Source organism: Pseudomonas sp. KCJK9000, assembly GCF_046230725.1.
Taxonomy (GTDB): Bacteria; Pseudomonadota; Gammaproteobacteria; order Pseudomonadales; family Pseudomonadaceae; genus Aquipseudomonas; species Aquipseudomonas promysalinigenes.
The window spans coordinates 1-12,679 of record NZ_JBJJLN010000001.1 but is presented as its reverse complement, the minus strand read 5'-3'; the positions used below and the strand labels follow the sequence as shown (position 1 = coordinate 12,679).

Annotated in this window: 9 protein-coding genes and 1 pseudogene; 3 read left to right on the top strand and 7 right to left on the bottom strand. The window is 61.1% G+C overall.

Features of this window, described 5'->3' with window-relative positions; genetic code table 11:
- Positions 1–125: 125 nt before the first annotated feature.
- Both ACK59H_RS00050 and ACK59H_RS00045 read left to right on the top strand, forming a co-directional pair.
- Positions 126–1,163, top strand: a pseudogene (locus ACK59H_RS00050) (cache domain-containing protein); the annotation flags it as partial.
- A 54-nt stretch (positions 1,164–1,217) separates the two neighbouring features.
- Positions 1,218–2,018, top strand: a complete 801-nt coding sequence (locus tag ACK59H_RS00045; RefSeq protein WP_409264174.1) for a methyl-accepting chemotaxis protein — start codon at positions 1,218–1,220, stop codon at positions 2,016–2,018.
- Between the two features lie 47 nt (positions 2,019–2,065).
- On the opposite strand, the gene ACK59H_RS00040 is transcribed toward ACK59H_RS00045, so the two are convergent.
- The 3 genes from ACK59H_RS00040 to ACK59H_RS00030 form a co-directional block, all read right to left on the bottom strand.
- The gene (locus ACK59H_RS00040) at positions 2,066–2,662 is read right to left on the bottom strand and encodes a DUF924 family protein (protein WP_060479946.1); all 597 of its coding nucleotides are present in this window, start codon (positions 2,660–2,662) and stop codon (positions 2,066–2,068) included.
- Between the two features lie 3 nt (positions 2,663–2,665).
- On the bottom strand, positions 2,666–3,676 hold the full coding sequence (locus ACK59H_RS00035) for a class 1 fructose-bisphosphatase (protein WP_009681216.1): 1,011 nt from the start codon (positions 3,674–3,676) through the stop codon (positions 2,666–2,668).
- A 240-nt stretch (positions 3,677–3,916) separates the two neighbouring features.
- A complete protein-coding gene (locus ACK59H_RS00030) occupies positions 3,917–6,367 on the bottom strand; it encodes a glycogen/starch/alpha-glucan phosphorylase (protein WP_060479947.1) in 2,451 nt (816 codons plus the stop codon).
- A gap of 187 nt (positions 6,368–6,554) precedes the next feature.
- Here ACK59H_RS00030 and ACK59H_RS00025 point away from each other — a divergent pair, with 187 nt between their 5' ends.
- Positions 6,555–6,959, top strand: a complete 405-nt coding sequence (locus ACK59H_RS00025) for a YkgJ family cysteine cluster protein (RefSeq protein ID WP_003259873.1) — start codon at positions 6,555–6,557, stop codon at positions 6,957–6,959.
- A gap of 455 nt (positions 6,960–7,414) precedes the next feature.
- On the opposite strand, the gene ACK59H_RS00020 is transcribed toward ACK59H_RS00025, so the two are convergent.
- The 4 genes from ACK59H_RS00020 to ACK59H_RS00005 all read right to left on the bottom strand — a co-directional run.
- Entirely contained in the window at positions 7,415–8,836 is a 1,422-nt protein-coding gene (locus ACK59H_RS00020) for a PhoPQ-activated pathogenicity-related family protein (RefSeq protein WP_409264151.1), read from the bottom strand.
- A gap of 183 nt (positions 8,837–9,019) precedes the next feature.
- Positions 9,020–10,840: a translational GTPase TypA gene (gene typA, locus ACK59H_RS00015; protein WP_060480640.1), complete on the bottom strand. Its 1,821-nt coding sequence runs from the start codon at positions 10,838–10,840 to the stop codon at positions 9,020–9,022.
- Positions 10,841–10,967: 127 nt separating this feature from the next.
- On the bottom strand, positions 10,968–12,422 hold the full coding sequence (thiI, locus tag ACK59H_RS00010) for a tRNA uracil 4-sulfurtransferase ThiI (RefSeq protein WP_060480641.1): 1,455 nt from the start codon (positions 12,420–12,422) through the stop codon (positions 10,968–10,970).
- A 61-nt stretch (positions 12,423–12,483) separates the two neighbouring features.
- Positions 12,484–12,679: hypothetical protein (locus ACK59H_RS00005; RefSeq protein ID WP_409264149.1), on the bottom strand; the 196-nt coding region annotated here is incomplete at its 5' end.

Below are 12,679 nucleotides of genomic sequence, written 5' to 3'. Positions count from 1 at the left end.
CGCCGTTGGTCGGCCGGCCGTGGGTATACGATTAATGTTTTGCCCGGATCAGACGACACAGCGAGCACGCTGTGGCCGCGTGGCCCCTGCGCCCTCCTTTGCCTTGCCTTGTGCAGACCAGAAAAATGACCAAGAACCTCAAGTTCAGCCACAAGATCCTGCTGGCCGCCGCCCTGGTGGTGGCCGTTGCCTTTACCTGTTTCGTACTGTTCAACGACTATCGCCAACGCCAATCCCTGCGCAGCGACACACAAACCAACCTGCAGAACCTGGGCACCCTTACCGCAGGCAACATCCGCAACTGGCTCGACAGCCGTATCCAGCTGCTCGACTCCCTGGCCCAGCAAATAGCACTCGACGGGCCAGGCAAAGGCAGCCTTAGCCGTAGCTTGGCCCTGCCCGTGTACAGCAAGAACTTTCAACTCACCTATTTCGGGGGCCAGGACGGCAGCATGCAGTCGGTGCCTGCGGGTAACCGCGCTGCCGATTACGACCCACGGGCTCGCGGCTGGTACAAGGCTGCCACTGCCAGCGGCCAGACCATCGTTACCGAGCCCTACCTTTCGGCATCGGCCGGCAAGCTGGTGATCACCCTGGCGACACCGGTACAGCAAGCCGGGCGACTGGTGGGGGTCAGTGGTGTGGATACCGACCTGAAGACCGTCAGCGACCTGATCAATGCGCTGAACTTCAACGGCCAAGGCCATGCCTTCATCGTCAACGGCCAGGGCAAAGTCATGATTCACCCCGACGCCGAGCTGGCCTTGAAAACCCTGGCCGATATCTACCCCCAGGACACGCCTCGAATCGGCAGCGGCCTGATGGAACTCGAAGCAGGTGGGCGCAAGCAGTTCATCAACTTCACCCACATCGACGGAGTGCCTTCGGCCGACTGGTACGTCGCCCTGGTACTCGACCAGGACGCAGCCTTCGCCATGCTGGGCGATCTACGCAGCTCAGCGGTGGTCGCTACGCTGATCGCGGTGGTGGTGATCATCGCCCTGTTGGGTTTGCTGATCCGCGTATTGATGGCGCCCTTGCACCTGATGGGCCGCGCCATGCATGACATCGCCGAAGGCGAAGGCGACCTCACCCGGCGCCTGAGCATTCATGCACACGATGAGTTCGGCAGCCTCGGCCAGTCGTTCAACCGCTTCGTCGAGCGTATCCACCAGTCGATTCGTGAGGTAGCCTCGGCCACCAGCCAGGTCAATGCCGTGGCAGCCCAGGTGGTGAGCGCGTCGAATGCGTCGATCGACAAAGCCGATCAGCAGTCCAGCCGCACTAGCAGCGTGGCAGCCGCGATTAACCAGTTAGGCGCCGCCGCGCAGGAGATCGCCCAGAATGCCGCCCAGGCCTCGCAGCACTCCAGCGAGGCGCGGGGCTTGGCCGAAGATGGCCAGCAGGTGGTCGGCCGCACCATTGAGGTGATGAACCAGCTATCGGCGCGCATCAGCGATTCGTGCGGCAATATCTCAACGCTCAATGAGCATACCGCCAACATTGGTCAGATCCTCGATGTGATCAGCGGCATATCCCAGCAAACCAACCTGCTGGCGCTCAACGCCGCGATCGAGGCGGCCCGTGCCGGCGAGGCCGGGCGCGGCTTTGCCGTGGTGGCGGACGAGGTACGCAACCTGGCGCACCGTACACAGGAGTCGGCGCAGCAGGTGCAGCGCCTGATCGAAGAACTGCAGGCAGGCGCGCAGATGGCCGTCAGCACCATGAACCAGAGCCGTGAGCACAGTGACCACAGCGTTGGTATCGCCAACCAGGCCGGCGAGCGACTAGGCAGTGTGACCCAGCGCATTGGCGAGATCGATGGCATGAACCAGTCGGTGGCCACCGCCACGGAAGAACAAACGGCGGTGGTCGAGTCGATCAATGTCGACATCACCGAAATCAACACGTTGAATCAGGAAGGCGTGCAGAACCTGCAGAGCACCTTGCGCGCCTGCAATGACCTTGAACATCAGGTCGAACGGTTGAAGCACTTAGTGGGTAGTTTCAGGATCTGAATGCGGCGGCGCCTCTTCGCGGGTTCACCCGCGAAGAGGCGCTCTGATCAGAACCTGGACCCAGGCTCCAGCAGGAAGTCCATCTCCTCACTGGTACTCGGCCGCCCCAACACCAGGTTACGGTGCGGGAAGCGGCCGAACCGCGCGATCACCCGCTGGTGCTGCTCGGCGTAATCAAGGAAGCCTTCGAACAAACGCCGGTGCTCCTCGGGCTGTTCCTGTAGCAGCGCCTGATAGCGCTCGACACACATGTTCTGCCAGTCCAACACCTCGGCATGCTCCAGCACCAGCAGCACGAACACCCGCTGGATCGGCAGCAACTGGTAATCCCAGTGCTTCTGCAGGCCCTGCAGAGCCACTACCTGGGCCCGCCGGTCGCCCTCGAAGGCGCGCGGCGTGTCTCGGTAAAGCATGCGCGGCAACTGGTCCAGCAGGATCAACAGGCCAAGCCAGCCTTGCGGGCTCTGCTGCCATTCGTCGAGCCCACCGGCCAGGGCGTGCTCGACCAGGTCGCCGAACAGCGCTTGTGCCTCGGCATCGTAGTGCTTACCGAACCACAGCGTGCTCTTCTCGTCAGCCACGGCCTGGGGACTGGTGCCCCAACCGAACCACCACTCCAGCAACGGCTGCCAAGGTGCGAGCATGATTTACTCCTTGTGGTAGGCGGTGACGCGCTCGACCTCTTCCTTCGAGCCAAGGATTACCGACACGCGCTGGTGCAGGCTCTCAGGCTTGATGTCGAGGATGCGATCGTAACCATTGGTCGAGGCGCCGCCAGCCTGTTCGATGATGAACGACATCGGGTTGGCTTCGTACATCAGGCGCAGCTTGCCCGGCTTGCTCGGCTCACGGGCATCGCGCGGGTACATGAACAGGCCACCGCGGGTCAGGATGCGATGCACATCGGCGACCATCGAGGCGATCCAGCGCATGTTGTAGTTCTTTTTCAGCGGGCCGGTCTCGCCTGCCAGCAGTTCGCCCACGTAGCGCTGCACTGGCGCTTCCCAGTGACGCTGGTTGGACATGTTGATGGCGAACTCGGCGGTGGTTTCCGGGACGCGGATGTTTTCGTGGGTCAGGACGAAGCTGCCCAGTTCGCGGTCCAGGGTGAAGCCCTTGACGCCATTGCCCAGGGTCAGGATCAACATGGTCTGCGGGCCATAAATGGCATAACCGGCGGCGACCTGCTGGGTGCCTGGCTGCAGGAAGGCGTTTTCGTTAAGGGTTTCGTTCTGGCTCAGGTATTCGTTAGGGCAACGCAGTACCGAGAAGATGGTGCCGACCGAAACGTTGACGTCGATGTTCGACGAGCCGTCCAGTGGGTCGAAGACCAGCAGGTAGGCACCCTTGGGATACTTACCCGGGATCTGGTAGGCGTTGTCCATTTCCTCGGAGGCCATGCCGGCCAGGTGGCCGCCCCACTCGTTGGCTTCAAGCAGGATATCGTTGGAGATCACGTCCAGTTTCTTCTGGACTTCGCCCTGCACGTTTTCAGTGCCCATGCTGCCCAGCACGCCGCCCAGGGCGCCTTTGGACACGTGATGGCTGATTTCCTTGCACGCACGCGCCACCACTTCGATCAGGAAGCGCAGATCGGCAGGGGTATTGTTGCTGCGGGTCTGCTCAATCAGATAGCGACTCAGGGTAACGCGGGACATGTATGGCTCCGAAAGGATAGGGGGAGATAAACCCCCGCAGTTTACAGTGAGAGTGGCGAGCTAGCGAGTGATGAGACTCACCACGGCTCTCTGACGGCACAATAGGTCGGTAGTTCAGCCTGCGCCAGGCAGGTGGTCGGCCCAAGGGCCATTGGCGGGTGAACACGCTCCCACCAAGCAGCCGGAGATTGCTGATGGTAGGAGCGGGTTAACTGGCGAAGGCGCCAGCACGGGCTTATATCAATCCAGAGCCTTCCAGATTTCGGTGGCATATTCGCGAATGGTCCGATCCGACGAGAACCAGCCCATCTTGGCCGTATTGAGCACGGCCATGCGCCACCACTGCTCCGGGGTGTGCCACAGCTCTTCGACCCGCTGCTGGGCATCCCAGTAGGCATCGAAGTCCGCGCACACCAGGAAGCGATCATAGGCGACCAGCCCGTCGATCAGCCCACTGTAACGCGACGGATCGTCAGGTGAGAACACCCCGCTACGGATGGCTTGAAGCACGTCGTTCAGCCGATTGGAGGCGGCAATCGCGGCGCTGGCGCCGAAATCGTTGGCTTTGCGGCGCGCCTCTACCTGCTGGGCGGTGAGGCCGAAGATGAACATGTTGTCCGCACCCACGTGTTCGCACATCTCGACGTTGGCGCCATCGAGTGTGCCGATGGTCAGCGCGCCATTGAGGCCGAACTTCATGTTGCTGGTACCGGATGCCTCGTAACCGGCCGTGGAAATCTGCTCGGACAGGTCCGCCGCCGGAATGATGCTCTCGGCCAGGCTGACGTTGTAGTTGGGCAGAAATACCACCTTCAGCAGGCCGCGCACGGTCGGGTCATTGTTCACGACCCGCGCGATGTCGTTGGCTAGCTTGATGATCAGCTTGGCCTGTTGGTAGCTGGCAGCGGCCTTGCCGGCGAAGATCTTCACCCGTGGTACCCAGTCGGTGCCGGGGTCGTTGCGCATGGCCTGGTACAGCGCCACGGTGTGCAGCAGGTTGAGCAACTGGCGCTTGTATTCGTGAATCCGTTTGACCTGCACATCGAACAGCGCCTCGGGGTTCACCGTGACCCCGATGCGGTCCTGGATGATGCTGGCCAGCGCACGCTTGCTGTGCAGCCGCTGGGCAGCGAACGCCTTGCGGAAGCTGGACTTGTCAGCAAACGGCAGCAGCCCGGCCAGGCGGCCTTCGGGGTCGTCCAGCAGCTCTGGGCCAAGCGCTTCGGTCAGCATCGCGGTCAATTGCGGGTTGGACTGGAACAACCAACGGCGGAAGGTGATGCCGTTGGTCTTGTTGTTTATGCGCTCGGGGTAAAGCTTGTGCAACTCGGAGAACACCGTGCTTTTCATCAGCTTACTGTGCAGCGCCGACACACCGTTCACGCTGTGCGACCCGAGGAACGCCAGGTTACCCATGCGCACCCGACGGCCGTTGTCCTCTTCGATCAGCGACACGGCGCGCAGCACGTCGAAATCGTGCTGCCCTTTGGCGCGCAGAGCGTCGATGTGATAGGCATTGATCAGGTAAATGATCTGCATGTGCCGCGGCAGCATGCGCTCCATCAGCGCCACCGGCCAGGTTTCCAGCGCCTCCGGAAGCAGCGTGTGGTTGGTGTAGGCCAGGGTGCCGACGGTTAGCGACCAGGCGGTGTCCCAGGGGATTTCATGCTGATCGACCAACAGGCGCATCAGCTCGGCCACAGCAATCGAGGGGTGCGTATCGTTGAGCTGGATGGCGGCCGCGTCAGGCAGGTTGAGCAGGTCTTTGTGCATGTTCAGGTGACGGCGCAGCAAGTCCTGCAGCGATGCCGACACGAAGAAGTACTCCTGGCGCAGGCGCAACTCCTGCCCAGCCTCGGTGCTGTCGGCTGGGTAGAGCACGCGCGAGATGCTCTCGGCCCTGGCCACTTCGGCGACAGCGCCCAAATGGTCGCCGGCATTGAAGCGTTCCAGGTGCAGCTCTTCCAGTGCCCGCGCACGCCAAAGGCGCAGGGTGTTCACGCTCGAGCCACGCCAGCCCACCACCGGGGTGTCATAGGCCACTGCCCGCACGGTCTCGCCCGGCCACCACACCTGACGCTGTTCGCCATGGGCGTCGTGTACCGTTTCGACGCTACCGCCGAAGCTGATGGGGTAGATCACCTCTGCCCGCTCGAACTCCCAAGGGTTGCCGAAATCCAGCCAGTTCTCGGTCTGCTCCTGTTGCCAGCCGTCGACCACGGCCTGACGGAACAAACCATGCTCGTAGCGGATGCCGTAACCGTGGGCGGCAATGCCCAGTGTCGACATGCTTTCCATGAAGCACGCGGCAAGACGCCCCAGGCCACCGTTGCCCAAGGCCGCATCGGGTTCGAGCAGGCGAATGCGCTCAAGATCCACGCCCAGGCCTTGCAGCGCTTCACGGGCGATCTCCAGGTACCCGAGGTTGCTCAGGCTGTCGTACAGCAGCCGGCCGATGAGAAACTCCAGGGAAAGGTAATAGACCCGCTTCTGGCTGCGGCGGTAAGCCTGGCGGGTGTGGTCCATCCAGTGGTCGACCATGTGGTCGCGCGCAGCCAGGGCGATGGCTTCGAACCAGTCATGGTCGAAGGCATGCTCTGGGTCTTTGCCGACCGCGTAGGTCAGTTTGCTCAGCACCGCGGCGCGAAAATCGGCCACCTCGGCGTCACGTGGGTTGGTTTCCTGGGACATACGGCATCCTCGGGCAAATGGACGAATCACAGGGAGAGTGTTGAGACTAGCCACTTCGACACAGAGTGACAGATGACGTTCGCAGTTTTCATGCCCGATTGCCAAATCCGGCAAAAGGTTGTTCACAATTTGAACAACTCCGGTATCATCGCGCGCCCCAAGACCGTGATTCACCTCTTATAAAACGATGAAAACGACCCTGATCGCCGCGGCCGAAGTCGACCGCCTGGAGACTTGGCAGCGCTACACCAGCAATATGTGCCATGGCTGCCATTCGACGTGCTGCACCCTGCCGGTAGAGGTGAAGATCAAGGATCTGATCCGCATCGGCGTAGTGGATGAGTTCGAAAAAGACGAGCCGCCGAAGAACATCGCCAAACGCCTGCAGAAAGACGGCATCATCGAGCGCTTCAACCAGAAGTCGGGGATCTTCACCCTGACCCGCATGAGCAACGACGATTGCCTCTATCTGGATCGTAAAAGCCGGCTGTGCACCATTTATGACAAACGCCCGGACACCTGCCGCAATCACCCCAAGGTTGGGCCGCGGCCGGGTTATTGCGCGTACAAGCCGAAGGTGGTTGGGCGCTGACGCTATTGAGTTGAGTGTTGCGGTGCGGCGGATATCGAGCTGATGTTATTGACTTGATTGTGGTGGTGCGGCGGATATCGAGCGCCGCCCGCGCGGCGCATCGCGAGCTGCGCTCGCTCCTACGTTTGTTTCGGGCCAGTAACGCCTGTGACAGGCGCGCGCGACCGCCTGGTCCATACGACGCTATCTCGCGCCATGCACCGAGGCGTTCGCGCGCAAATCCCACAGGCATAACTGGCCCGAAACAAACGTAGGAGCGAGCGCAGCTCGCGATGCGCCGCGCGGGCGGCGCTCGATCTCCCAGGCGCTGAAAATGCCAAGGCGAACCCAAGCTGGCCTACCCGCAACCAAAAAACAAACCCACCCCGGCACCTGAGGCCAGGCGGATGCGCTGCCGCACCCTTGCAGCGAACCGGCACCAGCCATCGCCCGACAGAGCCAGCCTCTGAAGCGATCTACGCGGGGAAGCTGCGGCAAGCCCCCCCCTGATCCATCGGAGGGTGCTCGGGATAGCTCTGCGGCAATACGCTGACCGGGCTGGTTGCGATGAAGCCATCAGCGAACTTCGCTTCGACGAACTGCGCTTGCCACCCAGTAGCTGGCGCCGTACGTTGCAAAACGAAGTGTTGCTCGGGCGCGAGCGTCTCGGACAGGTAACGCACCCCGCAGGCATAGCGGAAATCTCGGTCCCGACTGTTGCCCGCCGTCCATACCTTCACCGCCACTGGCGGTTCGGAAAAATCGACCAACATCTGCCCGGCCTGCCCGCTCGCTGTCACCTTCACACTAGGCAGTGGCTTGCCATCGCGCAGGCGTGTAACAAGCGGCACCAAGGTGCTGACCACCGCTTTTCGCACGCCACCATGGTCAGAGTTAGGCAACACCCTCAAACTGGTCACGCCAGGTAGGCGCTGCTGATAATCAGTGACCGGGTCAGGTGCGAAGAAGTCGTCGCCGCTGGCAGACACCAGATATTTGGGAATGGCCAGCCGCTGCCCCTCCTCGCCCAGGTACTGCATCGGATCCATCATCATCATCAGCCGCTCGAATGCTGGGGTGCCCAGTTGCTGCAGAACACCGGCCTGCTGGTAAGCACCCAGCGCCAGAGGCCAGTGCCCCCCATAACGCTTGCGCAATCCGGTCAACATCGCCGAAACGTCCGCGATGTCGATCACACTGGGCACGATGGCCATCACCCGCTCATCGGCCAATGCCGTAAGCCACGCACTCCAGCCGCGCTTGGAGGCACCGGTGATGATGAAACGCTCAACCGTGAGGCCCTGCTTTGCCAGTTCCTGCTGGGCCAAGTCCATCGCCCGGCTCGCCGCCGCAGCCATCGGCACATGCAGCGGCAGTTCCGGCGCAGCCCCGCGCAATGAGTGGGCCCAGGTGTGGGCCACGGCGTCATCTTCGCGCAATGGCTTGTCGACATCGCTAAAGGTCACGTACTGGTTGGGTACATCGCTGATCATGACCACGGCCATCTGCGCCTTGAGGGCGATTTCGCGCAACGCTTCTCGAGCATAGTCGGGGACTTGCGCCGGCCCGTGCCGCACGCCGTTGTTCACCACCAGCAAGGCTTTGTCAGGCACTGCGTTGTCGGGAATGTGCAGCTCGACATTGTGCACCCAGCGGCGCGGCTCCAGCACCGGGGCTGGCTCCCACACTTGCGAAACCATCTGCAGACGACGCAATGCATAGCCAGGCTCGGAGGCCTGTTCCAACAGTTCTGCTTCCAAGGGTGCCTGGCGCACCTTGTCCATGTGGCACTGGACGACATCCTGCGGTCGCGCATTGGCGCATTCGCGCCCGGTGCAAGCCTGCAGGCCAACCATCAGGCAGGGGATGGCCATTGCCAAGCGGTAATTCATGGTCATGCTTCCTATCCAAGAAAATGCACGCCACGCTAGGCATGACCAAAAGCGCCCACAAGTCGCAAAATGCACTGGCAGATGCAAACTACACAACCTTGAGACATCAGCTACAAAAACTGCGCACCCTCAAAACAAAAACGCCCCCAGCCTTTCGACCGGGGGCGTTTTCATTCAGCCTGAGCTAACTCAGTTCTTGGCTTTCTTGGCAGCGCGGGTACGCTCGCCTTCGTCCAGGATCTTCTTGCGCAGACGGATCGACTTCGGCGTCACTTCGCACAGCTCGTCGTCCTGGATGAATTCCAGAGCCTGCTCGAGGGTGTGGCGAACTGGCGGTACCAGGGCGATGACTTCGTCTTTGCCCGAAGCACGCATGTTGTCGAGCTTCTTGCCTTTGGTCGGGTTAACGCCCAGGTCGTTGTCGCGGCTGTTCAGGCCGATGATCTGACCGTTGTAGATCTCCTGGCCGTGTTCGACGAACAGCTTGCCACGCGCCTGCAGAGTTTCCAGCGAGTAGGTCAGCGCCTTGCCAGTTTCGACCGAAACCAGAACGCCGTTCAGACGGCCGGACATCTGGCCCGACTTCATGGTGTCGTAGCGATCGAAGATCGAAGTCAGGATGCCTGCACCGTTGGTCAGGGTCAGGAACTGGTTACGGAAACCGATCAGACCACGGGCTGGAATGTTGTACTCCAGGCGGACACGGCCCTTGCCATCCGGAACCATGTTGGTCAGGTCGCCCTTACGCAGGCCCATCTCTTCCATCACCTTGCCCTGGGATTCTTCAGGGATGTCGATGGTGACGTTCTCGAACGGCTCCTGCTTGACGCCGTCGACTTCGCGGATGATCACTTCAGGACGGCCCACGGCCATCTCGAAGCCTTCACGGCGCATGGTTTCGATCAGTACCGACAGGTGCAGCTCACCACGGCCCGATACCTTGAACTTGTCTGGGGAATCGGTTTCCTGAACGCGCAGAGCTACGTTGTACAGCAGTTCCTTGTCCAGACGGTCCTTGATGTTACGGCTGGTGACGAACTTGCCTTCCTTGCCGCAGAACGGCGAGTCGTTGACCTGGAAGGTCATCGAAACGGTTGGCTCGTCAACGGTCAGCGGCTTCATCGCTTCTACCGCATCTGGGGCGCACAGCGTGTCGGAGATGAACAGCTCGTCGAAACCGCTGATGCAGACGATGTCGCCAGCCTGGGCTTCTTCCACGTCGACGCGGTGCAGGCCGTGGTGGCCCATCAGCTTGAGAATACGGCCGTTACGCTTCTTGCCATTGGTGTCGATGGCGACCACTGGCGTGTTCGGCTTGACGCGACCACGGGCGATACGGCCAACGCCGATAACGCCGAGGAAGCTGTTGTAGTCCAGAGCGGAGATCTGCATCTGGAACGGGCCTTCACGGTCAACCGATGGCGCAGGTACGTTGTCGACGATCGACTGGTACAGGGCGGTCATGTCTTCGCCCATGGCGGTGTGGTCCAGGCCGGCAATGCCGTTCAGGGCCGAGGCGTAGACGACTTTGAAGTCCAGCTGTTCGTCGGTGGCACCGAGGTTGTCGAACAGGTCGAAGATCTGGTCCAGTACCCAATCAGGGCGCGCACCCGGACGGTCGACCTTGTTGATCACGACGATTGGCTTGAGGCCGGCTTCGAACGCTTTCTTGGTTACGAAGCGGGTTTGCGGCATTGGGCCGTCTTGGGCATCGACCAGCAGCAGCACGGAGTCGACCATCGACATTACACGCTCAACCTCGCCACCGAAGTCGGCGTGGCCGGGGGTGTCGACGATGTTGATGTGGTAGCCATTCCAGTTGATGGCGGTGTTTTTCGCCAGAATGGTAATACCGCGCTCTTTTTCCTGGTCGTTGGAGTCCATGACGCGCTCGTCGTTGAGCTCGTTACGCTCCAGGGTGCCGGACTGACGCAGGAGTTTGTCGACCAGGGTGGTTTTACCATGGTCAACGTGGGCGATGATGGCGATGTTACGCAGATTTTCGATCACAACTGTATCTCGATCAGAGGATTCGGTTGCCGCCAGTGTAGGCGGCGAATAGGTAGAGTTTGAGGCTCAGCGGGCCCGATGGTCGGGAGGGCGATGGCGGATGCTGCCGCCATACAGCCCTGGCGTCTTATGTCGGACGATAAACACGCACATTGGCATGTCCCTCGCTGAGCAGGTGGTGTGCGTGCAAACGGCTCATCACACCTTTGTCGCAGTACAGCAAGTACTGGCGTGTAGGGTCCAGATGCTTGAACTTGCTGTTGATCGCGTAGAACGGCATGGCCTGCACATCGACCCCGTCCAGCACCAGAGGTTGGTCTTCCTGGGCATCGGGGTGACGGATATCGATGACGATCTGGCCCGGCAACGCCTCGGCCACTTCCTCGATTTCGATGTCCTTGCCCAACTCGTCGATCACATGGTCGATGGAGATGAACTTGGCGCGCTCCAAGGCGCGCTCCAGCACGGCCATGTCGAACTGCTTTTCTTCATGTTCCATGCGGTGACGCTTGGCATGGGTGGTCGGGTTCACCGAGATGACGCCGCAGTATTCGGGCATGTGCTTGGCGAAGTCGGCCGTGCCAATTTGCGTGGCCTGGTCGATGATGTCTTGCTTGTGGCTGGCCAGCAATGGGCGCAGCACCAGCTTGTCGGTGGCCGAGTCGATGATCGACAGGTTCGGCAGCGTCTGGCTGGAGACCTGGGAAATCGCTTCCCCAGTGACCAGCGCATCGATCTGCAGGCGCTCGGCCATGTGCGCGGCGCCGCGCAGCATCATGCGCTTGAGGGTCACGCCCATGTAGCTGTTGTCGACTTTGTTGAGAATCTCGCCGACCACTTCTTCGAACGGCACGCTGATGAACAGCACCCGCTGGCTGCTGCCGTACTTTTTCCACAGATAATGCGCAACTTCCATTACCCCCAGCTCATGGGCACGGCCCCCAAGGTTGAAGAAGCAGAAGTGGGTCATCAGGCCGCGGCGCATCATCTGGTAGGCGGCCACGGTGGAGTCGAAGCCACCGGACATCAGTACCAACGTCTGCTCAAGAGCGCCAAGCGGGTAACCGCCAATGCCGTTGTGCTGGTTGTGAATGACGTACAGGCGCTGGTTGCGGATTTCGATACGCACCATTACCTCTGGCGCCTTCAGGTCGATGCCGGCGGCGCCGCATTGCTGGCGCAGCTGGCTGCCGACGTAACGATCGACGTCCATCGAGGTGAAGTCGTGGTGCCCGCCACGTTTGCAACGTACGGCAAAACGCTTGCCTGCCAGCAGATGGCCGAAGTGGTGCTTGCACTTGGCGACGATGTCGTCGAAATCACCCAGCGGGTATTCTTCTACCTGCAGGAAGTGGGTGATACCCGGCGTGCAGGTCAGGCGCTCGATCATCTCGCGCTGAACCTTCTCGTCCTCGACGCGGGTGACCACTTCGAGATTGTCCCAGACGCCATCGACCGCGAGCTCTGGATCCAGATCCTTGAGCACGTTGCGGATGTTCTTGCCGAGCTGGCGGATGAAGCGCTTGCGCACCGGCCGGCTTTTGATGGTGATTTCTGGGAAGACTTTGACGATGAGTTTCATTGGTTAACAGCGCGCGCAGGGCCTGCCGAAAATGAGGGGCGCGAATTATAGCGGAAATTGCTCAGGATTTGAGCAACTTTTGATCAGAAGGTTTGAGATAGATGAAAGGGGCGGTTTTTGAGGGTGCCTGTGAAACCGAGCGCCGCCCGCGCGGCGCATCGCGAGCTGCGCTCGCTCCTACGTTTGTTTCCGGCCAATAACGCCTGTAGCAGACGCGCGCGACCGCCTTGTTCTTACGACGCGATATCGCGCCATGC

What these genes read in the sequence shown, in the direction of transcription:
- ACK59H_RS00025 (WP_003259873.1), top strand. Translation starts at nt 6,555, where the DNA reads ATGAAAACGACCCTGATCGCCGCGGCCGAAGTCGACCGCCTGGAGACT.
- thiI (WP_060480641.1), bottom strand. Translation starts at nt 12,422, where the DNA reads ATGAAACTCATCGTCAAAGTCTTCCCAGAAATCACCATCAAAAGCCGG.
- ACK59H_RS00030 (WP_060479947.1), bottom strand. Translation starts at nt 6,367, where the DNA reads ATGTCCCAGGAAACCAACCCACGTGACGCCGAGGTGGCCGATTTTCGC.
- ACK59H_RS00035 (WP_009681216.1), bottom strand. Translation starts at nt 3,676, where the DNA reads ATGTCCCGCGTTACCCTGAGTCGCTATCTGATTGAGCAGACCCGCAGC.
- ACK59H_RS00020 (WP_409264151.1), bottom strand. Translation starts at nt 8,836, where the DNA reads ATGACCATGAATTACCGCTTGGCAATGGCCATCCCCTGCCTGATGGTT.
- ACK59H_RS00040 (WP_060479946.1), bottom strand. Translation starts at nt 2,662, where the DNA reads ATGCTCGCACCTTGGCAGCCGTTGCTGGAGTGGTGGTTCGGTTGGGGC.